Source organism: Leifsonia sp. NPDC058194 (assembly GCF_042883605.1).
Taxonomy (GTDB): domain Bacteria; phylum Actinomycetota; class Actinomycetes; order Actinomycetales; family Microbacteriaceae; genus Leifsonia.
The window spans coordinates 181,727-203,568 of sequence record NZ_JBHVVL010000006.1; the positions used below are offsets into that span (position 1 = coordinate 181,727).

The window sequence follows — 21,842 nt, forward strand, 5'->3', positions numbered from 1 at the left end:
CCGCGTGGAGCGTTGCGCCCCAGCGTCTACATTACATGTTTTTTTGTTGGTAAACGAGCAGAAATGTCCCTTTTACGGGGGTGTGTCTTGGGCCGGTGACCACCTGCTTGATCGTGGTGGTCACCGGCCAGTGCGCTACCGAGTCCCGCTCTTGTCCGTCTCGGACTTCGACCCCTGCGGGGCCGAGGACCTGGGAGCCTGAGCCATCGGTCGCGGAGCGCGCTGCGGCGCCGGCTTCGGGGCTCTCGGTGCCTTCGGCTGCGGCGCGGTGGGGGCGGCCTTGGGCGCCTTCGGCTGTGGTGCGGCCGGGGTGGCCTTGGGCGCGGGCTGCACCTGCTGCTTCGGCTGCGGTGCGGGCTGCACCTTCCGGGGAGCCGGGGGCGCGCTCTTCGGCTGCGGCTTGGCGACCCCACCAGCCTTGCCACCCCCCACGCTCCCCGCGGCGCGGGAGACCGCTCCACCGGCCTGCGAGACCTGGTTGGCGGTCGCTGCACGCTGCGCGGAACGCTGAGCGGCTTTCGGGCTCGGCTTGTCGAGCGTGCTGCGTCCCGCGTTGGCGTTCAGCTGCTTGGCCTGCTGAGCGGCCGCGGCCGCCTTCCCGCCCTGCTCGAGCGCCTTGCCTCCGGACTTCGCGGCTCCGGCGTAGTCCCCCGCCACGCCCTTCCCGGCTGCGACTGCGCCGTTGCCGACTGCCTTCGCGCCGGCGGTGCCCGCCTCGAGGGTCTTCTTGTCGGCAGCCTTGTAGCCGGCAGCGGACTTGTCGATCGACTCGGACGCAGAACTCATGGCGTCATCGCCGACCTGGGGCGCGCGCATCTCGCCGGGCTTGGAGAGCCCGTTCTGCTCGACGCTGCGGCCGAGAGCGACCTCGTCCTTGACCGCCGAGCCGTCGCCGTTGCCCGAGGGCAGGCCGCTCATACCGGACCCGGGGTCACCGTTGCCCTCGGCGCCCTTGACCGATCCGGTGAGCTCGAGTTGGCCATCGCCGCCGTCAGGGCCGGGGTCGGTCGAAGTCGTGCCGCCGGCGGTGGCGACACCGTCCGGGCCGCCGGGCTGGTTGGCGCCAGGGAGCTGGTTCCCGATAGCGCCCTTGTTGCCGCCGGTCATCATCCGGTTCGCGGCGGCGGCACCGGCACCTTGGGCCAGGCCACCGGCGAGGGCCGGCGCGAGCTTGCCGCCGCCGGGCATCCCGACCTGGGTGTCCATGAACTTCTCGACGAGCTTGGTCACGGCCTCCTCGATGGCCTTCACCAGGACCTTGCGGATCCGCATGGCCAGGACGGTGAAGGCGATGACGCCGATGATGGAGAGCAGGCTGACCACCAGGCCGAACCCCCAACCGCTGACGAGCCACGCCACGAAGCCCGCCACGGTACCGCCCGAGCCGTTGTTCAGGAACGTCGCGAAGGGCATCTCGATGATCTGCGGCAGCGAGGTCAGGAACTGCTGGACCAGCTGGTACGTGAAGATCGTTACGACGACCTCCAGGATCAGCGCGACGGAGTAGACCACGACCTTCGCGATGGCCGCGATCGCACCGAGCGTGGCGAACGGGACAGCGGTCACGATCTGGAACGAGCGACGGATGCTGGCGAACAGCAGCGTGAACGAGTAGCCGAGACCGATGAGCACGAACGCCCCCAGCAGCACGGCGGCGTTCAGCCAGTACAGGAAGCTCATCGTTCCGGTACCGACCTGGTCGACGGAGTTGTGGATCGACCGGGTCGCCTCGGAGGCGACATTCGAGGAGGAGTACATCCGCATCGAGGTCGAGTCGAAGTCCGTGTTCAGGTAGTTGTACATCGCCAGTGGCGAGAGGTTGCACGCGCGCGGGGCTCCGCCGGAGACGTTCACGATGCTCGTGCCGCTCCACGCGCAGTTGGCAATCGCCGAGGTGAACTTCGTCACCCCCGCGTTGTCGGTCGCCCGAAGGCCCGTCCCCGGGGTCACCGCGACGAGCGGATTCTGCGTCGGATCGGCGCTGTTGAGGGCGTTGGCATCGCCGGTCAGGTTGTCGAACCACCCTTTGACCGTGCTCGCGTTCGAGTTGTAGTAGTCCGACTGGCTGAGGTCACCCTTGGCGATCGTCTCGAACGAGGCGGAGGACACCTGGGAGCCCTGCATGTACCGCCAGAGCATGTCGACGGTCTTCGCGAACGTCAGCTCCGGAGTCGCGGCGTCAGCGCTCCCACCCTGCATGATCTGGTTCGCCCAGCTCGCGTCGGAGCTGCCCGAGGAGACGATCGGGCTGAGGCCGATCGCGAGTGACTGGTTGTTGATCGCCAGAGCCGTGTTGCGGATGTCGGACTGGGCCGTTCCGCTCGGCTGGGACGAGGAAGGGTCCCATTCGATGACGGCGTCGGAGGGGATGGCGAGCCGGCTGTTCATCGCCCAGTTCTCGAAGTCGACGTACGTGCTCATGACCACTCGGGCGGATCCGGTTCCGCCCGATTGCGTCGCCGTGGCCATCGAGTCGAGCATGCCGGTGTACATCGTGCCCAGGAGAGGCAGGCCGATGCCGATGAAGACGACGCGGATCAGGATCTTCTTGAGCGCCCCACCTCGGTCCATCTTCTTGAACATGAACAGGGAGAACAGCAGCACCGCGATGAACAGCGGCACCATGACCTGCCAGGACAGCGCGTTGAGCACCTGGTACCAGCCGCCGATCCAGCTGACGAGTCCATTCAGCGGCCCGACGTCGGGCGAGCCGTTGCCGACCATACCGTTGGCCAGGTTCGGGGAGATCGCATTGACGGCGGCGAAGAACAGCTTGAAGGGGTTCAGCAGGCTGAGGACACCGATGATGGCGTTGAAGACGAAGTCGACCGCACCACCCATGACGAACAGCAGCATGATGAGGCCCCCGCCGAGCCAGTTCATGAACCCGACGGAGAGGCCGGTGCTGGTGCCATCGAGGCCGAGGCCCTTGAGGGTCGCACCGAAGTGCGCGTAGTTGACCATGCCCTGGAAGTTCGTGTTCGCGTAGCTCGATGAGTCTCCGGAGCCGCGCATCTGCAGGGTGTCGTATCCGATCGCATCGGAGGACCCCGAGAGCTTGGATGCGAGCCACCCGGAGACGGAGCTGAAGTCAGGGTCGGCATAGCCGAGCAGGGATCCTGCCGAGCCGGGGTCCTTCATGAAGGACGTCCAGCTACCGCTGAACTTCATCGAGCTGTCCGGCTGCTGCACGGTGGAGAAGAACGCGGTCGTCGAGGACGCGACCTTGTAGAACGAGTACTGCATCGAGTCGTTGTTGTTCGAGCCCGAGCTGTCTGCGAACGCTGCGGTGGCGCCGAATACGCCGACGAACGGCAGCAGCAGCAGCATGCCGAGGGCCAGGAGCCGTCGCGGCCCCCAGAAGCGCTTCCGGGTGCGCGGGCTGGCGGTCTTCATCCGACGCTCGTCGCCGGCGCGGCCCTCGCGCAGGAAGGCCAGGAGGCTGCGGGGTGCCCCCTGGTTCTTCGTGGTCTCCGTCATGGTCTGTCCTTGCTCGTCGTGTCGTGACTGGGTGGTTGCACTCCGGTGACTCTTCATCGCGTCGGGGCCATGCGTGTCGGGGATTCCGCGGGTGCCTCGTGCCCGCCGGGAAGCGCCCTGGGCCGCATCAGCGGTCGCCTCGGGGCTTCCGTCTGGGTGGGCTCCGAGGGGCGGACAGCAGCGACCGGCAAGCGTGTGGCTCGTCGCGCGGCCGCGGCCTGCTGCGCGGCCTCGATGCGGGCACGCTGCGCGGCTCGGGCGGGGTTCACTCCGAGGGCGAGGTCGAGGTGGAAGACCACGTTCGTCACGCCGCGGCGCAGGTACGCGAGGCCCTGGCCCTTGGTGGTGACCAGTCGCTCCAGGTCCGGCGGGATGTCCTGGGCGAGCTGCTTCTGGTAGGCGGCGATCGTGTTCTCGCTCATCGGGCCGAGCACCGTCCAGTCGGCGCGGTCGAAGCGGTTGAACGCCGCGTCCGCGAGCATCTTGTCGATGTCGTTGTAGAGGTACGCGACCCGGCCGCCGCGCGCGAAGAGGCGCTCGAACTGAGTGGTGATGTACTCCTTCACGCGAGCGTCGATGTACTCGGTGCCGTGGATGATCACCGTGTCGCCGAGCCCCAGGTTGTCGACCGCGAAGCCGACCGTGTTCACGAGCTGGGCCATGGCGACTCCCTTTCCTCGGCGCAGCAGCTTCGAGAAGTCGTAGAGCACCCGGCGTGCCTCTTTCACCCCGTCGATCGCGTCAGCGGTGAACGTGTTGAAGAGGTCGCCGTTGTTGTCGAGGAGGTCCTTGAAGACGAGCCGGAGCACGTTGTACGCCTTCAGCATCTGGTCGTCGCGCGCCGTGCTGTTCGCCAGGGCCCGGTACTCAGTGTCGAAGTAGGAGACCAGGTCTTGCAGGCGCGGCAGCTGACGGTGCGGCAGGTTCACCAGGCGCAGACGCTCCCGGTTCTCCTTGGCGTTACGTGACCACATCCCCTTGTCGAGGTAGAAGGTGGTCAGCGTCTCCTTGAGCGAGCCGCGGATGATCGACCGGTCGCTGTCGTTGGTCTCGTAGGCCTGCTCGGCCATGAGCACGATCTTCTCCAGGTGGGCCGGGAAGATCGCGAGCTCGTCCTCGCGGCTGCCGAACATCTCGAACATGTTGATGTCGCCGGAGCTCATGTCCAGGCGAGCGGTCAGGTTCGTCAGCTTCGGACCGAGGACGTCGAGATTGGCACCGTCGAGCACCAGGTGCACGACCCGCCCGTTGTTCAACAGCGCGCTCTGGCTGAGCTTGCTGCCCCACATGTCCGGGACGAAGGCGCGGTCGAGGACCGGGTTGATGGTGGAGTCCGCGACGACGACGTGGCGTTCGTAGTCGTTCACGTTGAACAGCACCGCCGAGTTGTTCACGTCGCCGAGCATCGAACCCACGTACTCGCCGGCCGGGTCGTTGAGGCCGTTGGTGACCAGCGAGTGGGAGCCGGCGAACTCGACCGAGGTGAAGTGCTGGCCGCGGCCGCGCTTCTTGTCGTTCTTGCGGAACAGCCCGGTCAGCTCCGGGCGCTGCTCGCCGGGGTAGGCGGCCACGGTCAGGGTGCCGAAGCGGTCCACGTACAGGCGCGTGATGCGCTCGAGCGCTTCGTCGAGCGCGGAGAGGGACGGGGCCTTCACCAAGAGTCGGTTGTGGATGTGCAGGTAGCTGGCGCCGTCCTGGATTTCGGCAGTGGCCTCGCTGACGTCACCGGAGACCTTCTGCGCCTTGCGCCGGGAGGTCGCGGTACCGGTCGAGGCCTGTTCGCCGCTGTCGAGCTTGTCCAGCTTCTCCGTGCTGGCGATGTGGTCGTCGATCCACTTCTCACCCATGCGGCGCACCTGCTCGAGCACGACGACGCTGACGCCGTCGTTCAGGCCGGCTGGGATGCGGTTGATGCCCCAGAACGCGCCGAAGTCGTCGCGGGCGGCCTCGTCGTGGAAGAACCCGAGGATGCACGCGACGCCGCCGTCGACCTGGAAGTAGTCGCTGCGGAACTGGTAGCCCTCGCGCGGCTTCATCGCCAGCAGGTGGGGGTAGTTCTCGAACGTTCCCTTGAGCTGACGCTGGGCGCGCTCGGCTGCGCGGCGCTGCGCCGGGGTCATCCCGGCGTAGGGGTCGGCTGCTGCCTCCGCGTCACGCTTCGCCTCGGCGGGCTGCGCCTGCGCCGCGGCCTGCCGCAGGGTCGCGAAGCCGCCCTCACCGCTGCCGAACGGGCTGGTACCCGGGGTGGTGTTCGTCATGATGGTCCTTGTCGTTCGTGGCTTTGCGGGTCGGGATGTCGTCCGTGTCAGCTGGTCAGTGTGTAGACGGCCCGGAACATCTCGTTCGTGTCTTCCTGCTCCAGCTGGGTGAGCTGCTTGATCATCAGCGAGGACTCCTCGGCCTCTGCCCGCACGACCGTGTGCGCTCGGCGGAGGGCCTCCAGGTTGTCGGCTTTGAGCACGAGGTACTGGTGGATGGAGGTGAAGGACCCGCCGACGTACTTCGTCAGGATCGCGTGCTGTTCCTCCATGAGTTCGAACAGCTCCGGGTCCTGGACCCGGAGGCGCTGGTTGCGACGTTCCAGGTTCGCCAGCTGGCGGTAGACGCGCTGGGGCTCCTTGGTCGTGAGCCAGATCGCCTCCGCGGTGGTGTCGATCTTGCGGTAGAAGGCATCCACGCGGTCGAGGATCGCGATCTTGTCCTGGGCGAAGACGAGGACGGATGCGGCGCCCACGACGAGGTAGGCGCGCCCCACGGTGCCGTCGGCCCACGTGATCAGGCCGGACTCGTCGACCTCGTCGATGCCGACGATCGAGTAGAAGTGGCTCGGGTCCGCCGAGGTCCGCGTGACGACCTTCCGCGAAGAAGGCGAGACGTAGTTGATCAGCGCGGGGACGCTCTTCAGCTTGAGCTCTTTGGTCTTGGAGTACTTGCCGAGGAAGGCCGTCGCGAGAAACCACCAGATCACGATCAGGAACAGCAGCCAGAAGTCCGCGTCCTTGAGGAAGGTGCTCGTGAGCACCCAGAACATGGCCATGATCGATCCGGCCCAGAACAGGATGACCTTCAGGGGCAGTGGCCGCATCTGCCAGCCGCCGCCGCTCAGCGCGATCTCGTGGTCGAGGAAGGACCGGTCCAGCGAGCTCGGGATCTTGTAGATGCTCTTGGCCACTCGTTCGCCTCCTGGTCCGGTTCGGGCGCGGTGCGGCCCCTGATCAGGCTCAAGTCTACAGTGCAAAAACGCGTTTTCTGCTGGAAAACGAGCAAGAATGCATGTCAGATTGCCCCTATTCGAGTGACAGGGCACCACGGTCCGCGTCGCCCTCGCGCGGCGTCCGGCACGCGCCCTTTGGGTAGCGCAGGAGGGTGGTCCAGGGGACGGGTTCGCCAGGCCTAGTACCGCCTCGCGGTACAACACGCCATGCGGTGCGGTACTAGTTGCGAAACGCAACTTACTGCTGTTTCAATGGTCCCGTCGGGGAGGCGATGGGCTCCCCCGGCCGCCGCCGGCGCGGGCCCCTGGATACTTTGGACGGTTCTTCCAGGGGCCCCCGGCGGCCTTCGTGCTCGAAGGGTCGGGACGCCCTTGTCCCGGCCCCGCGAGGCTCAGTTGCCGAACTCGGCGATGATCTTCTTGTCCTTGCCGCCCGGCTCAGTGCCGAAGTGGATCGTCGCGGCGAACGACTTGCCCTTCCGGCTGACGAAGTCGTCGATGTAGACCTTCTCCCCCGCCACGAGCTTGGAGGTCTCGTCGGGCGTGAAGGTGTGATCGCACCACGCCTTCGGCGGCATCTGGTTGCCGAGCGCGTCGGTCTTCGGCGTGAAGTCCGGCTTGAAGCCGATGAACGCGTAGCTCTTGCCGTTACGTTCGAAGGTCTGTGGTGCGAGCTTCCCGCGGGCGTCGAAGGGCTTGTTCGTGCGCTGCGAGACCGCGGCGAAGGCGATCTCCTTGCCGGCCAACAGGTCCTCCAGCTCCATGTCGGTGAAGGTGTGCCCCGACCACTCGCGGTTGAACTTCACCACCTCGCCGGTGACCACCCAGGTCCCTTCGTGCTTCTCCTTCTGCTGCTGCACCTCGCTCAAGCCAAGCTCCCTCCGCATCACCACGGCGTTCGCCTGCATCGTCTGGATGTCGTCGCGAACCCACTGCGCGACGACGGCCAACTCCTTCTCGGCCGTCGTCTTGCCCTCGGCAACGGCGCGCATCGTGGCGTAGACCTGCTCGGTCAGGTCGAGGTCGCCGATCCGCGTGCCCGGCAGCAGACGGTGGCTCATCGTGCCGTACTCCGACATCGTGATCTTGCCTCGCGTCTCGCTGAGCAGCGGGTACTTCGAGCGGGAGTTGGTGACGTCGGCGTAGGTGCTCGTGCGCGTCGCACCGGTGCCGACGTCGCGCTTCTCCAGCTGCTTCATCAACCACTTCATGGAGGGGTGCTCCGGCCGCGGCGGGACGATCTCGTAGACGATCGGCTGGCCGACGGTGCCGAGGCCCTTGGCGTTCTCGGTGTCCTCTTCGTCGTCGTCCTTGTCGTCGGCGTCGAAGAACACCTGCTTCCAGCCCAGGCTCTTCGGCACGCTCGCACGGCCGACGAACGCCGGGTAGCGCTCGATGTGTCCCTCCTGCGACTCGTAGAGGTAGTCCTCGGCGAGCATCGCCAGGAACGAGCGGGCCAGCTCCTCGTAGATCAGCGGCGCGATCGCACCGTAGGTCGCCTTGAGGGCATCCAGGGACGCCGGAACCTTCGGGCCCGGCCGGTTCGCGCCGTGCGCCCCGGCGTCCTTCACGTGCGTCTTGCGCGGCTGCCGATGGGTCAGCAGGGCCACGTCGACACCGACCACGCCGGCGATCTTGTTCACGTAGGGCAGCAGCTCGTTGAACTGCTCGGTCGTGATCGTCTTGTCCTCGGTGCGCGGGTAGGAAACGACCTGGTTCTCGTACATCTTCTGGTAGACCGCCAGAACCTGATCGGCCTTCACGCCCTTGCTCGAGAGTCGGGCCGAGAGGCCGGCCAGGTCCAGCATCCGGCGCGGCGCGGTGGCCTTGTCCGAGCGCTTGTCCAGGACGACGTTCGACGCCGAGTAGCCCCGCGGCACCTGGGCCTCGGTGGCGAACTTCGGCTCCTCCGGGTTCGTGTATAGCACGCCGTTCTCGTCGCGGAACCGGTTCTGATACATCGGCACCTTGACGTAGTTCTGGTAGGCCGCGAGCTGGTCGCCGACCAGCTTCACCATGACCGACTTCAGTCGACCCTGGCGGAGCACGGCCTGCTGAGCGGCCGAGACCGTCGCGATGCGCGTGTGCTGGATCGTCAGGAAGTCGAGCCGGTCGCGGAAGTTCGCCTTGAGGTAGGCGCCCTCGGTCTGCATCGACTGTACGGCCCGGCGCTTGACGAACGCCTTCTGCAGCGAGGGCGGCGCCTCGTCGGTGAACTCCATCCGGGAGAACTTCTTCCCGTGCAGCTTCAGCTCGTCGATGATGTTCCAGGCGATCGCGTCGCCCTCCCCAGTGGGGTCGAGGTCCGTGGCGATGACGATCTCGTCGACGCGCGAGAGGACTGACCGCAGCTGCTTGATGGTGTCGGCCGCGCCCGTGATGGGCACGCGCGACCAGGAGAACCGGGAGATGTCCCACGGCAGGTTGCCGAGATCCCACGACTTCATCGCGGCGGCGTCGGCCGGGGTCGCGCCGATCAGCTGAGCCTCGGGCTGCGCCAGCTCGAAGAGGTGGCCGCGCGCGGAGGTGATGACGAAGGACTCGCCGTTGAAGGTGCCCTGCGTGCCGCCAAGCGCGGCGGCAAACGCCCGGCCCGCCGAGGGCTTCTCCGTGAGGATCGCCAAGGTCATAGATGACTCCTTCAAGTATTCATTTTTGCTCGTTTACGAGTCGATTATACATGTCGACTCAATCGCTCGGCAGGTGTCACGACCCCAGTCCGAGCCACGTAGGGGCAGCGTTTCACGGCAGGATCACCGGCCTCCGGCACGGCTCTGACTGACGGCCGCAGAGCGGCGACGTCGTCATGTTCACGGCTCGGTTTCGGCACGCCTCCACCGAGCAGCGAAGCAGCTCCGGGATCACCGATGAGAGCAGCAGACAGCCGGCCTCGGAGTCATCGCATAGAGGGCCTTGGGGGGTCGCTCCTTGCTCAGGCAGCAGCCGGGGAGCACCCGCCGCGCATAGAAGAACAGAAGGGCAGTCCCTTCGTCCGAATATCCACGCAACACCAACCATGGAAGGAGCGCACCATGCGCTTCAAGAACACGCTCGCCGAGGCCATCCTCATCGAAGGCCTCTACCGGCTCGCGGACAACATCCGCTGGGCGCGCCGTCACCAGGAGGCCGTCACGAGGTGGAGCCTCATCGCGCTCGTCGCCTGGGTGGGACTCAGCATCCTCATCGGGCAGCAGCTGGAGACCCGCGGGTGGCCCCTCGCCTACCTCTGGTCGTTCATCGGCGTCGGCGTCTGGACCATCTTCGTCTGGTGCGTCGCCTTCACCGTGCTGAAGAACAACCCGTAGGACGAGGGAAGCCCGGGTGGTCACCACCCGGGCTTCTTCTCGCTCCCTGCGCGCGGTCAGCCGGCCTGCCGAGCCCGAAGGCGGCGCTGCATGCGCACGAGCATGAAGACGATGTAGCCGTAGATGCCCAGCTGGATGACAGACAGAACGGCCCCGAGCGCGTTGCCCAGCGCGATCGCGAGCACCAGGCCCCAGACGGCGCCGAGCGCGAGCACGACGACCCCGGCCCAGACGAGTGGCCAGCGCGGCTTCTCGCGGACCACCCGGTCGCCGTCGGAGCGGAACTTACCCGGCCGGATGCCGATCGCGACGAGCACGAGCCCCACCAGCAGGAAGACGAACGCGGCGTTGTTGATCAGGTAGGAGAAGTCCACACCCCTACCCTCTCGCACACGTCAGACAGAATCGCCGCGGCCGCGCCGTAGCGTTCCTTCACGCCGCCTCGACCACGGGATGCGTGATGTCGAAGAGGATGACCGCCGACTCCATCTCGCTCATCTTGCCCTCGGCGTGGAGCGATGCGTCCAGCACCCGAGCGGCGTGACGCAGGCAGATCCGGTTGAGCTGCTTGTACTCGCGCTGCGCGTCCGCCACCGCCTTACGAACCACCAGAGGGACCTCGGAGCCGACCGCCGTGTAGAGCTCGCGCTGCTGCTCCCGCAGCTTCAGGACCTCCTCCGCCACGTCACGGAAACCCAGGGCAGCCTGGTAGTCCGTGTCAGCCAACAGCAACCGCTCGACGTGTCCCATGCTCATCGTGCGATCTTATCGCCCGCCGAGCCGGTGCCGGGAGTTCTCGTTTTCGAGGACCTGTGCGATTTCTGCGCGGCTCCGGGGAGTGCTCGCTCCGGAGCCGCGACGAGGAAGGGCTACTTGACGGCCGGGGTAAGCACGGTGACCGTCGTCTTGCTGTTGCCCGCCGTCGCGAAGACCTTCGTTCCGGAGGCCGTGACGATGATCTTGCCGCCATTGCCGCCATCGACCGGGACGGTCGCCGTCACCGAGTTCAGCTGGGTGTCCACCACGTTCACGCTGCCATCGCGGAGGGCGTAAAGCCACCGTCCATCCGGCGACAAGGCCATCGAGCTCGGCGACGTACCTGCAGGTAGCGAGACCGTCGCGATCACCTTGCCTGTGGCGTCGACGTGTCGCAGGCTGGCGCTGATCACGGTCCACACCGTGCCGTCGGGGGCGGCCACGGAAACGGCAATGCCCGAAGCGCCATTGGTCCAGACCACAGAGGAGGTCCCGGCGACCGGATCGATGTCGTACAGGTTGGAGGAGTATCCGCTGTTGGCGAGAAGGTGGCCGTTAGTCCTCATGCTCATGACCCAGTTGTAGGGCGTGCCTCCGAACGTCACGGTGCGCGCCTTCGTCCAGGTCGGCACATTCATGACGTCGACGGCAGCGCCGATGGCTGTCGAGCGCAGCACGTAGAGCTGGCTGCTGTCCTGCGACCAGAGCGCGTTGAGGATGTTCGTGCCCGGGATGCTCGTCACGAGCGCGTAGCTACTGGCGTCGAGGATCTGGACCGCGCTGCCGCTGCCGATCGCGATGTACTTGCCGTCCGGTGACGTGCTGATCGACTTCGGCACGACGGTCAGCTTGAGCGTGCTGAGGACGGCGTTGCTGGACGCATCGACAACGCTGAGGTTCTGCGAGAGGTTCGCGGGCACGAACAGCTTGCTGCCGTCGGCCGAGAGCGCCTCGTCGATCGTTCCGTTGCCCACGGTGATGGTCGCCGTCGGCGAGATCGCCGGGTTGGTGGCCACGGTGAACGTCAGGGAGCTCTGGGCGGTCAGACCCTTGGCGTCCGTCACCTGAACTGTGGCGGTCGTCGAGCCGGTGGCGGCCGGTGTGCCGCTCAGGGTGCCGTCAGTGCCCAGGGTGATCCCGGTGGGCAGCGTGCCCGCGACCACGGTGTAGGCGTACTGCCCCCAGCCGCCGGTCGCGGTCAGGGTGCCCTTGAACGCGACGTACTGGGTGGCGTTCTGCGAGCCAGCGGTAAGCGCGATCGGGAGCGGGGCCACGTCGACCGGGATCGAGAGGGTGATGCTGTCACCGCCCGGCGCGCTGGTGTCCTGGACGCCCACGGTGATGCTGTAGGACCCCGGCTGCGAGTAGGTCGCGGTGAGCGTGCTTCCGCTGATCGACGCCGTGCCGCCGGCGGCCTGCGTGACCGAGTACGTGAAGCTCGCGTTGCTGGCCCCGTCGCTCGCGCTCAGATCCAGCGAGCCGCTCTGTCCCTGGGTCAGGGACAGCGTGCCCGCGCTCGCCTGGATCGCGTCCGGGTTCACCGTCACGGTCAGCTGTCGTGTGACCGTGTTCTTGGCGTCGGCCGCCGTCAGGGTGGCGTTGAAGCTGCCCTCGACGGTCGGCGCGGTCCCGAAGAGCCGGCCATCCGTGTAGGTCAGCCAGCTGGGCAGGCCGGACGCCGAGTAGGTGATGGCGAGGCCGAGGCTCGAGGTGGCGGTCATCGTCTGGTCGATCTGCGCGCCGACGGTGACGGCGACGCCGGCGGGCGGCGTGAACGTCAGGACATCCGGCTGAGACCCGCCGGTACCCGGATCGATCTGCAGCGGGCCGGTCGGCGTCGGCGTGCTCCCCCCCGGTGTCGGAGTCGAGGTGCTGCCAGGGTCCGGCGTACTCGTCGGCACTGGCGTGCTGGTCGTGGGGTCGGTGCGGCCTGTCCCACCCGTTCCGCCCGTGCTCGGCGGCTGCGTGCTGCCGCCGCTCGGGGTCGGCGTAGGAGTCGGGTCGCTCGGTGCGGGCGTTGCGGTGTCGGTCGGAAACGGGGTCGAGGACCCGCCCGGCTGTGTCGGGTCGGTTCCAGTCCCAGGCGCTCCAACGGTCTGGGTGGGTTCGGGCGTGGCGCCACCGCCACCAGGCGTGGGCGTCGGGGTGTTCGTACCCGGAGCCGGGTCGGTCGTCCCGGAGGTCGGCGCGACGACGTCGATGGAGAACCATCCGGTGACCGCGCCTGAGTGGCCGGTGACCTGGAGCTGGAACTGGTAGTTCGCCACGGCGTCCGTCGTCGTCCCGGCGATCGTGCCGACGGCCGGGTCGATGCTCAGGCCGGCGGGGAGCGATCCTTGCGCGATGCCCCAGACCGCCCCGGTCAGGTCGAAGTTGCCCGTCACGTGCATGAGCGTGCTGTAGCCGTAGCCCTGGATGGCTTGCGCCAGCGGCTGCGGCTGATCAGCGGCCGTGCCACCGAAACCGGGGGTCGGTGACGGCGAAGGCGTCGAGGACGGTTCGGGAGTCGGGCCTGCGGTCGCACCCGCACCCGGGGTCGACGAGTCGGTGGGCACCGGAGTCGGCGTCGTCGTCCGGGTCGGTACCGGCACGGGCGTCGAGGACGCCGTGGGTCGCGGCGACGAGGTCGGGCTCGCGGACGCCGAGGGTGCAGGCGTTGCAGCGGCACTGGGCGATGCAGCCGGTCGAGCCGCGTGCGCGACGACCGGCGCCGCAGTGCTCGGAGCCCCGTTGCCGCCCTGGCTCGGGCCGACACCGTCAGCGGGGGCGGCAGGAGCATCCGTCGGCTCCGGCGCAGGAGCCGTCGGGGCCGCGGGGGAATTCTCGAGTGGGCCCGCCTGGATACGGGGGGCATCGGCCGCAGAGGCTGAGGCCGCAACAGGAGTGTTGAAGCCGGCGTTGACCGCGGCCACCGTCGCGACTGTGCCACCGAGAAGAAGTGGGATCCCGATCAACGGGATGAGCAAGAAGCCCTTCCGCCGTCGCTCCTGGGGGGTCTCATCGGCCTTGGGCGTTGACATGCAGGTGGTCTCCGTATCGGGTGAGGGGCAGCCTTCACCGTATCATCCGAATACGTCGTTTCTGCTCGTAAACCAGTCGTTTATGCAACTTGGAACAGAAGGTGACCGGCTTCTGGTCAGGAGTCGGTCACCTTCTGGCCAGGACGGCCGTCCGGCTCATCGCCCGTTCATCATGGCCAGCAGTGACTCCACCCGCGCCAGCGGAGGATTCGCGAGATACCTCTCCCTGGTGCGCCGCTGGGCCGGGTCGTCCAATGCAGCGAGCGGCCTCGGCATGCCCGCCACCTCGATGCCGCCGGTGCGCACGCGGATCCCCACAACCAGGTCTGACCACGGCTCGAACGCGGGGTCTTCCAGCGACTCGGCGAGGATGTGCTCGGCAACACGCCTCTCCTCGAGCGAGAGATCGAGCAACTCGACCTTGGGCGGGTAGTTCGGGCGGGTCCCGCAGATGATCTCCGCCGGACCGCCGTCCTCCGCACCACCCAGTGGTCGCGCTGCGATCAGGACCGCTTGGTCGCCCTTCTTCATTCCGCGCCGCTTGAGCGCCGTGGTGAGGACCGACGCAAGGCCCTCCGTGTAGCGGTCGTTACGTGGTGCGCGTCGTGCGGTACTTCTGCTCATCGTCCTGGCCTCTCGTCGGCTTTCGTGGTGGGTGCTGTCATCACAGTCAGGTGGTCGCGGAGCGCCGCTCGTTGCGCAGCGCGACTCCGGCCCGGGTCCGGTAGGCGCTGAGCACCTTGAACAGCGCTCCGAGATCGACCCGTTCGGCCGTCCCCGGCTCCTCGAGCTCCTTGAGCCTGATCGGCCGGATGCCGGCCACCTCGGCCACCTGCTTGCGCGTGGCTTTCCCCCGCAGCTTGATCAGCAGGTCTGCCAGGTCTGTGGGGTCCTGGATCATCCGGAACGCCTCCTTCGTCAGGTCGATCCGGGAGTGCCCGATGTGCAGCGAGCCGCAATGGCCGGTGCACCAGTACCACGACGTCGACGGGTCGGCGCGGAGACGATCGGGGATCTCGCTCTCGCTGCGGTAGCGGCGCTTGAACTCCCACCGGCCGTCACGCTCGGTTCTGCACTCTCGGGGAGCGCGCGCGGCGTCGGTGTGCAGCTCGGCAAGGCCTGCACAGCGCGGCGAGCAGAAGAGCCCGAGGAACACCGGGCCGCCGCCGGCGCCCAGTCCCTTCGAGCACTTCTTGCAGCGCTGGCGCTCGGGGAAGTGCGTCTCGGCCGCCATCAGTACCACTCACCCCTCGCGAGGTGCGTCTGGATGAAGGCCTCCGCGTGCGTGGCCTCGTGGAACCAAATCTCAAGGCTCGGACGCAGCGGGTGCCCTCCCTCATCAGTCCGCACCGTCACCCAGCTCGCGTCGATGAGTAGGCCGCTCAGCACAGCGTCGAACAGGTCCGGAGAGTCCACCGACACCACGTGCTTGCCTGGTCCAGCAGTCACTGTGGGGAGGATCGCGCCGCCCCACTCATCCGCCTCGATCGTGAAGCGCGCCCGCTCGATGCCACGCACATGCTCCTCGCACTCCAGGTACTCGGAGAAGCTCAGTCGGAGGCCCTCGTTGCGCACGCGGTTGCCATAGGGGCTGATCGCGATGTTCCACCCCATCCGAGCGAGGGCCGACAGCAGGGGGCGGTGCACCTGATTGAGCACGTACGGGTAGGAGACGAACATCGGCTCCGCTCCGTCGTCGTAGGCCTCGAGGAAGCGGTGGTCGAAAACCTCTTCGCGGAGGCTGCTGGCGAATTCCCCGCTGAAGCGCGGCCCGGCCATATCCGGGCGGAACAGATTCTGCGAGCCCCACCCCCGGAAGACAAGGGCGTCGCGAACGGCGGCTCCCACCTCGTAGTTGTTCATGTGGATCACGTCGTGCAGCTCGGCGCCGCTTTCGGCCGTACCGTCCGCTACTGCCCGAGGTTCACCGATCCGAGCTGCGACGTCGCGCGCTCGTTCAGCGTTCACCCGCAGCCAGTTCCGGATGTCGCGATTGCGGAGCTCCTCGAGCCCTCTCCGCGAAGGGAACCCCGTGGCCCAGTGGCTTCCGATCACTGTTTGCCGGCCATGCTCGTCGGCGTCCAACCGCTGCGACTGCTCGGTCTGCGTGTTCATGCGTGCTCCTCGATTCGATCGTCATGGTCGTGGGTGGTCGTGCCAGGGCCCGTGAAGCCCGTGGCGGGGAGGCGGACGACGCCGATGTAGTTGGCCCTCAACGGCGAGGGCGCGCAGCGCTTCTTCGGATCGGTCCCCGTGTAGCTCTGATTCATCCAGTCGCGCAGGTCGTACTGGCCGATCAGCAGCTCGGGGGCGTCCATCTTGCGACCCGGGCGGTGCTTCTTCTGCGGGTCGACGTAGCTCCAGCTGTCGTCGCCGGCGAGCACCTCGACCAGCTGTGAGGCGAAGTCGTTGCGGTTGACGGGCACTCCAGACGGGTGCGTCTTCCGGAACCAGGCCAGGAACAGGTCGTAGAGGAACGCCGTCGGCAGCAGACCCCAGACGAACTGATCGTTGAACTCGTGCCAGAAGTCCCGAACCGGGTTGTTCTCGCGCTGGAACTGCTCGAGCAGGTCTTGGCACGCCTGCGGATTCGAGAACTGGGTGTGCTGCATCGCCAGCGCCCGGCGCAGCACGTACCGCAGCACGTCCGGGCGGCGCAGGTAGTCGCTCTTGATGTAGCTGCGCTCGGTGTCGCCGAACCACTTCTTGAATGGCACGAACAGCTGGCGCCTGCTGTACGACGCGCTCTTGTCGCGGCTCTTCGGGAAGTCGTTCACGCACTGGACGACCATCCCGGAGAAGCTCACCGAGACGGGGTCCTTGTACTTCCGGTCGAGCACGAACGTGTCGCCGGTGACGACGCTCTTGAAGTCGCCGAGGTCCTTGGCGAACGCGCCAACGCTGTTCTCGTCGGTGATGATCGACCGCGCATGAATGAGCTCGGAGAGCGCGAACGGCTTGCCGAAGTTCGCGATCGGAATCGACGCGTGCCCTCCGGGGCCGACGAGGCCTCGCATCAGTTCGCAGAGCGTGCCCTTGCCGTTGTTGCCTCGGCTGGAGTGGAAGAACGCGGCCTTGTTCCAACGGACGCCCGGACGCACGACGGCGCTCAGGATCTCCCAGAGCAGCTCGGGGACGCCTTCGTCATCGGAGAGATCCTGGATCCAGGTCTCGACGTCCCAGGTGTCACCGTGCGGTGTCTGGATCACGGGGTTCGCTGCAGTCGGGTCAAAATCGACCGGCGACTTGGCCAAGAACACCCAGTCCGGCGAGAACGACAGCAACTCTTGGCGCTCATGGTCGAAGACACCGTTGGCCACCGGGATCAGGTTCGCGTCGGTGGTCTTCGCCACGACCTCGGCGTGGATTCGCAGGCGCTTGAGCAGCGACTCGATCGCGTTGCCGGAGAACGACGGTCGGATGTCGCTGGCCAGCTGGGCGATCGGTGCGTCGCTGACCACGTAGAGGCCGGCGGTCTCCCCCATCTCGCTGTACATCGCCAGCACGGTGTCGTCGGGGGACTTGGAGCCGGACAGGCTCACCGCGACGATGCGGTGGCGCGCGAGCAGCACACGCGCAACGGTGAGCTCGTCGAGGACCTGGAGCTTGACCAGAGGCGGCGAGGGGGAGAACGAGTCCTTGCGGAGCTTGTTCTCCAGGCTCAGCTCGGCGTTGATGCGCTGCAGTAGCGAATCACGGATGGTGCCGAGCGGCACGGAAGGGTCGTCGATGATCGAAGCCAGGTAGGTGGTGACCGTGCGCTCGATGAGGGTCTCGGCCGAGGTGGGCGTGAAGATGCTCCGCACAGCGGCGCCGTTGCTCGCTGGGGCGTGGCTGCCGGAGTCGTCGGTTGTCGATCCCATGGGGTCCCTTCGGTGGCTTTGCTTCTCCCTCCACGTGCTCGGCCGTCTGGTCGAGTGGTACCGCGTGAAAGGAGCGAGAGCCACCGTAGCACGCCCTGACGACATTTCCGCTCGTTTACGAGTAGAACCCGTGTAACTGCTGGTGTACCTGCGAAATTGGCCCCTGTAGTTACACCACCAGGTACAGCTCAGCCCGCGGAAAATCAACGATGTGGAGCGGTATTTGGGGGGTTGTACCTGCTGTACCTGGATTCAAAGAGAAACCATATGGACGTAGCCCTTCGCTTATCACCCCCCTCACGTGCTCTTCACGTATTAGAGGTTGCCCAAGTGTAGGTACACCAGGTACAAAGTGTGTTTCCCCTGGTCAGGTAGCTATTTCATCGCCTGCGCACGATTCCACCGGCTTCCGCCACATATGCTCGCTGACCTGGGCTTTACCGCTTCGTGGCGTGTACCTGGACCCCTGTAGGTACGTGCAGGTACATGACGCCAGAAAGGCAAGCGCACCGCTGGTGTGTGAGTATCCGTCAGGATTACCATTCCCGCAGTATTGCGCGGTCATCTGGCGCCGCGCAGTGAGGCACCAAGGGGGGTGAGCACGATGCCGTTCGGAGCCGAGGACATCCCGCCTCCCGACGCGTGGCGAGAGTTCTGGTCCCAGGTCGTCGAAGCCTTTCACACCTACCCTGCGCCGACCCTGTTCTTCGCAATCGCCGGTGCAGTAGCTGGGCTCTTGGTCGGTTGGGCGATCTCTGAGGCGGTCGAGCGCTTCTTCGAGGTGGAAGCTTGGCCACCCATCGTCTACACCCCATCGATTGCGGTCGGGCTCTCATTTGGTGTCTGGCTCGCCGCCACGCTTCTCCCTCCGGCGCAGCAGGTCTTGGGTGTGCCCTGAGTTCAGGCGATCGAGTTCTCGAACACACGCGCAACAAGTCTGGCCGCTTGCTGGTGCCCGCTACGCTGACCCCGTGCCCCTGATCCCCTTCCCGCCGTCCGCGGCTGATGCGCCTCTGGTTCATTCCGCGCTCGACGGCACGCCGGCGTCGAGGTGGATCAACCCGGCTCACATCACGAGCATGGTCCCCAGCACTCGCGAGCGTGACTTCCGCGCCGAACTGACCGTTTCGGTCAAGCTCCAGGGGATGGCCGAAGACCGCTGGCACCTGGGCACCTACGACGACCTCGCAGCGGCGGACGCGGCCTGGGGGCAGTTCATCGCGTACGTCTCGGCGAACAGCTGACCGTCCAAGATTTTTTAACCCCCAGACTGGGTGCCAATCCGCTCGTAAACGTGCGTTTCTGCACTTTTTCACCTAACGTCGAGGCTGCCCGCGCCGATAGGTTGGGGTGCCTCCTATCGCAGGGTGCGATGAGGCGATAGTCCGGGAGCACAGAGGGTTTTGGCACGAGAGCACAGCGACGAGCGGTCGTCGATCACACCGCCCCGTCGCATCTCCCGCCGGCACTCCGAGGTCGCGTCTGCGACACGCGGCCCCTTAATTCCTGTAACTGTTACTGATTCACGCTTGACTCAGGACATGTCGAACGCACGTGGTGGCCGTAAGTCCCTTGGGCAGCGCGAACTCCTCGGTACGCGCGCCCCTGTTCCTCTGGCGATTGCAGCACGAAGCAAGGCTGCCGAGCTCGGCATGAGCATCAACGACTACCTCGCCTCGCTGATCGCGCAGGACACGAATCTCCTGGAGTTCGCGCCGCGACCGGCCGACCCCTCGCGTCTGGAGCTGCCCATCACCGCTTAAACGAAGAAGGCCCGCAGAGCGGGCCGTTCCTCACGTGTTCACCCCTGGAAGCCGATCCACCACTCGCCAAAGTCTCGGATCAGGCTCCCACCCCAGAAAGCCGGAGAGCCCGGAGGCTCTTCAACACCCTTGAGAGGAGTTGGCAGTCATCGTAGCGCACATTCTCGATGCCGTCATGTGCACGCGCATTCCGCGTGTCGGCGTGTCCCCAGTCGTCCGCTCCGCTGAGCCTCAGGCCGGCGTCGAGCTCGTTCGACCCCTCTCCCCCACGGTCTTCCCGCACGAACCCGCGCGGGCCCGCATCGACACCACGGAGGCGCGAACCCAGAGCCCGTAGACACGAATGGCCCGCCGCAGATGCGACGGGCCGAAGTTCGTTGCCAGTCCGGTGAATCTTGGCGGAGGAACCGGAGCTGGATTTTGAGTCAGGCATCCCGGCAGAACCGGGAGGCATAGCTATGTCGTTTTCAAGGAAGGACGCTCACATGGTAGCGCTGCTCGCGCCCGTCGACGGTGACGCTCGCGCCATCAGCCCCGGCGTGTCGCCTTCGTGGGAACGCGCCTGGAAGCTGACCCGCCTGATCTCGCCCCGCTCTGAAGTGCACAAGTCCGCCCGCGACGCCTACGGCCAGCCGATCAACGACTACACGCTCGCGCACGGCGTGGGTCCCGTCGTGCCGATGACGCCGTGGCTGGTCCACCTGGCGGACCGCAGCTGCACGTACTGGCTGATCGCGTTCGACTTCGACGTCGTCGCCGGCGACCCCGTCAGCATCGAAGAAGCCCAGGACCACGCAGACGCGCTTTCAATCCTGCTCGGCCAGCTCTCAATCCCCCATGTCGTCTGCGAGTCCTCCTCCAAGGGCGGCCGCCACATCTGGATCGCCATGGCAGAAGGCGCCCCCGCCGAGCTGGTCGCCTCGATCGGCATCGCCGCGAAGGCCGTGCTGCCGAGGCTGGACCGAGGCATGCTGTCCAACCCGCAGCGCGGTGGCGCCCGACCTCCGCTCTCGCCTCACCGCAATGGCTCGTTCTCCCGCGTCGTGCGCGGGACCCTCGACTCCCTCACCGCGCCGTCGACGACGGTCGAGGATCTGCAGCAGCTGCTGCAGGCGCTCCTGGAGCGCTCCCCGGCCCTCTCCCCCGAGGATGCCGTGATCGCTGGCAAGCTGCGCAGCGTCGAGTTCACCGGACGCCGGACGCTGTCGCCGGCCCAGGAGCGCTGGCTCCAGGTCGACGGGGGCGGAGACGACCCCTCGCGCACCGGATTCACCGCCCTCCTGGTCCTCGCGTCCAACGGCTTCAGCTTCGAAGACGCCGTCGCGATCGCCCAGGTCGCACCCGGCCTCGAACACTTCAGGACCCGACGAGCCGGCGACCGAGGCCAACGGCGGCCGCGGAGCGCCGAGGAGGCCCGCTCCCGCCTCGAGGACGCGTGGGAGAAGGCGCTGAAGCGCATCCGCGTCCGCACCACGGCGCCGGCCGCAGCAGAACCGAAAGACATCGCCACGCTGCGACGCCAGGTGATGGCGGCTGAGGACCTTCTGGAACGCTTCCGGGTTAACCCGGGACGCTGGGGTGGTCGCTACGGCGCCCCCACCCGACGCACTGTCCTCACCGCCCTGGCATACCTGACCCTGCGCACGGGCAAGAGCGCCGTCGCCGCCTCGGCCCGCACCCTCGCCGAGCTCTGCAACATCGACCACTCCACGGCCGCCCGTGCCCTTCTCGGCCTGGAGGTTGACGGACTGGTCTCACGGGTCCAGGACGCCCAGGAGCTCAACGCCGCAGCGTGGTCTCTGATCTCGAGCCGTGGCTTTTCCACACCTTCAGATACAGGTGCGACACAACCCTTATACATCACACCCCGCCCCCACGGACCTTCTTCTGAACTGGGCCTGCTCTACGCCCGTCGAGCCGAGACCCTCGAACAGCTGGAGCAGTTCCTCGCGGACCTGCAGCACGACGTCTTCAGCTACCAGGGACTCGGTCACCAAGCCGGCCAGGTGTGGGCGATGATGCGCGCCGGCGCTGTCTGGCTCGTGGAGGACCTCGGACGCACCCTGCAGGTCAGCTCCAAGCGGGCCGCCGAGATCCTGTCCCGGCTCCGCAAGCTGAAGCTCGCACGGAACACACCTGAGGGGTGGGCGGCTGGACGACGAGATCTCCGCCGATCCGCGGCCGAACGACTGGGAGTCACGGGCATGGTCGAGGCTCGGGTAGCCGGCCACGAAGTCGACCGGATGATCTGGCGGTGGTGGCGAGCCGAGTTCGAGCGGATGACCACTCCCCCGTGGGAACGGCCGAAGCGGAGGCACGTGACGGACAGGTCGCTTCACGCCGTCGATGGCGATGCGCGTCGAGGCGGCGAGATCGAGTGGCCGATGTACCCACGTCGACGCGACGATCCCCGAGCCCTGGCCGACCACCGCCGCGCGCGG

15 protein-coding genes are annotated in these 21,842 nt (G+C 66.9%); 4 read left to right on the forward strand and 11 right to left on the reverse strand.

Features of this window, described 5'->3' with window-relative positions:
• Positions 1–135 precede the first annotated feature (135 nt).
• From ACFVU2_RS19915 to ACFVU2_RS19930, 4 genes are all read right to left on the reverse strand, one after another.
• Entirely contained in the window at positions 136–3,480 is a 3,345-nt protein-coding gene (locus ACFVU2_RS19915) for a hypothetical protein (RefSeq protein ID WP_387878146.1), read from the reverse strand.
• Positions 3,481–3,533: 53 nt separating this feature from the next.
• Positions 3,534–5,738, reverse strand: a complete 2,205-nt coding sequence (locus ACFVU2_RS19920; protein ID WP_387878149.1) for a hypothetical protein — start codon at positions 5,736–5,738, stop codon at positions 3,534–3,536.
• Positions 5,739–5,785: 47 nt separating this feature from the next.
• Positions 5,786–6,652 (reverse strand): hypothetical protein, encoded by an 867-nt coding sequence (locus tag ACFVU2_RS19925; protein WP_387878152.1) that lies wholly within the window; start codon positions 6,650–6,652, stop codon positions 5,786–5,788.
• Between the two features lie 434 nt (positions 6,653–7,086).
• Positions 7,087–9,324, reverse strand: a complete 2,238-nt coding sequence (locus ACFVU2_RS19930) for a DNA topoisomerase (protein ID WP_387878155.1) — start codon at positions 9,322–9,324, stop codon at positions 7,087–7,089.
• 402 nt (positions 9,325–9,726) lie between these two features.
• Between ACFVU2_RS19930 and ACFVU2_RS19935 the strand changes: the two genes are divergently transcribed.
• On the forward strand, positions 9,727–9,999 hold the full coding sequence (locus tag ACFVU2_RS19935; RefSeq protein WP_387878157.1) for a hypothetical protein: 273 nt from the start codon (positions 9,727–9,729) through the stop codon (positions 9,997–9,999).
• A gap of 56 nt (positions 10,000–10,055) precedes the next feature.
• Here ACFVU2_RS19935 and ACFVU2_RS19940 read toward each other — a convergent pair whose 3' ends face one another.
• From ACFVU2_RS19940 to ACFVU2_RS19970, 7 genes are all read right to left on the reverse strand, one after another.
• Positions 10,056–10,373 carry a hypothetical protein gene (locus tag ACFVU2_RS19940; RefSeq protein WP_387878160.1) on the reverse strand — a complete coding sequence of 106 codons (318 nt, stop codon included), beginning with the start codon at positions 10,371–10,373 and terminating at the stop codon, positions 10,056–10,058.
• Positions 10,374–10,431: 58 nt separating this feature from the next.
• Positions 10,432–10,755 (reverse strand): hypothetical protein, encoded by a 324-nt coding sequence (locus ACFVU2_RS19945; protein WP_387878161.1) that lies wholly within the window; start codon positions 10,753–10,755, stop codon positions 10,432–10,434.
• A 113-nt stretch (positions 10,756–10,868) separates the two neighbouring features.
• Positions 10,869–13,346: a putative Ig domain-containing protein gene (locus tag ACFVU2_RS19950; RefSeq protein ID WP_387878164.1), complete on the reverse strand. Its 2,478-nt coding sequence runs from the start codon at positions 13,344–13,346 to the stop codon at positions 10,869–10,871.
• A gap of 585 nt (positions 13,347–13,931) precedes the next feature.
• On the reverse strand, positions 13,932–14,399 hold the full coding sequence (locus ACFVU2_RS19955; RefSeq protein WP_387878167.1) for a hypothetical protein: 468 nt from the start codon (positions 14,397–14,399) through the stop codon (positions 13,932–13,934).
• Between the two features lie 46 nt (positions 14,400–14,445).
• Complete coding sequence (locus tag ACFVU2_RS19960; RefSeq protein WP_387878170.1) at positions 14,446–15,009, reverse strand: hypothetical protein; 564 nt, start codon at positions 15,007–15,009, stop codon at positions 14,446–14,448.
• A complete protein-coding gene (locus tag ACFVU2_RS19965) occupies positions 15,009–15,890 on the reverse strand; it encodes a hypothetical protein (protein WP_387878173.1) in 882 nt (293 codons plus the stop codon). Before ACFVU2_RS19965 ends, ACFVU2_RS19960 begins: the two co-directional genes overlap by 1 nt.
• Positions 15,887–17,638, reverse strand: a complete 1,752-nt coding sequence (locus tag ACFVU2_RS19970) for a phage/plasmid primase, P4 family (protein ID WP_387878176.1) — start codon at positions 17,636–17,638, stop codon at positions 15,887–15,889. The genes ACFVU2_RS19965 and ACFVU2_RS19970 overlap by 4 nt, the downstream gene beginning before the upstream one ends.
• 595 nt (positions 17,639–18,233) lie before the next feature.
• On the opposite strand from ACFVU2_RS19970, the gene ACFVU2_RS19975 reads away from it, so the two are divergent.
• From ACFVU2_RS19975 to ACFVU2_RS19985, 3 genes are all read left to right on the forward strand, one after another.
• Positions 18,234–18,536: a hypothetical protein gene (locus tag ACFVU2_RS19975; protein ID WP_387878179.1), complete on the forward strand. Its 303-nt coding sequence runs from the start codon at positions 18,234–18,236 to the stop codon at positions 18,534–18,536.
• Positions 18,537–18,717: 181 nt separating this feature from the next.
• On the forward strand, positions 18,718–18,882 hold the full coding sequence (locus tag ACFVU2_RS19980; RefSeq protein WP_387878181.1) for a hypothetical protein: 165 nt from the start codon (positions 18,718–18,720) through the stop codon (positions 18,880–18,882).
• A gap of 1,004 nt (positions 18,883–19,886) precedes the next feature.
• Positions 19,887–21,842: hypothetical protein (locus ACFVU2_RS19985; RefSeq protein ID WP_387878183.1), on the forward strand; the 1,956-nt coding region annotated here is incomplete at its 3' end.

Excerpts from the sequence above, each read along its gene's own strand:
- ACFVU2_RS19915 (WP_387878146.1), bottom strand. The coding sequence starts at position 3,480 with ATGACGGAGACCACGAAGAACCAGGGGGCACCCCGCAGCCTCCTGGCC.
- ACFVU2_RS19920 (WP_387878149.1), bottom strand. The coding sequence starts at position 5,738 with ATGACGAACACCACCCCGGGTACCAGCCCGTTCGGCAGCGGTGAGGGC.
- ACFVU2_RS19930 (WP_387878155.1), bottom strand. The coding sequence starts at position 9,324 with ATGACCTTGGCGATCCTCACGGAGAAGCCCTCGGCGGGCCGGGCGTTT.
- ACFVU2_RS19935 (WP_387878157.1), top strand. The coding sequence starts at position 9,727 with ATGCGCTTCAAGAACACGCTCGCCGAGGCCATCCTCATCGAAGGCCTC.
- ACFVU2_RS19945 (WP_387878161.1), bottom strand. The coding sequence starts at position 10,755 with ATGAGCATGGGACACGTCGAGCGGTTGCTGTTGGCTGACACGGACTAC.
- ACFVU2_RS19955 (WP_387878167.1), bottom strand. The coding sequence starts at position 14,399 with ATGAGCAGAAGTACCGCACGACGCGCACCACGTAACGACCGCTACACG.
- ACFVU2_RS19960 (WP_387878170.1), bottom strand. The coding sequence starts at position 15,009 with ATGGCGGCCGAGACGCACTTCCCCGAGCGCCAGCGCTGCAAGAAGTGC.
- ACFVU2_RS19965 (WP_387878173.1), bottom strand. The coding sequence starts at position 15,890 with ATGAACACGCAGACCGAGCAGTCGCAGCGGTTGGACGCCGACGAGCAT.
- ACFVU2_RS19970 (WP_387878176.1), bottom strand. The coding sequence starts at position 17,638 with ATGGGATCGACAACCGACGACTCCGGCAGCCACGCCCCAGCGAGCAAC.
- ACFVU2_RS19980 (WP_387878181.1), top strand. The coding sequence starts at position 18,718 with ATGGTCCCCAGCACTCGCGAGCGTGACTTCCGCGCCGAACTGACCGTT.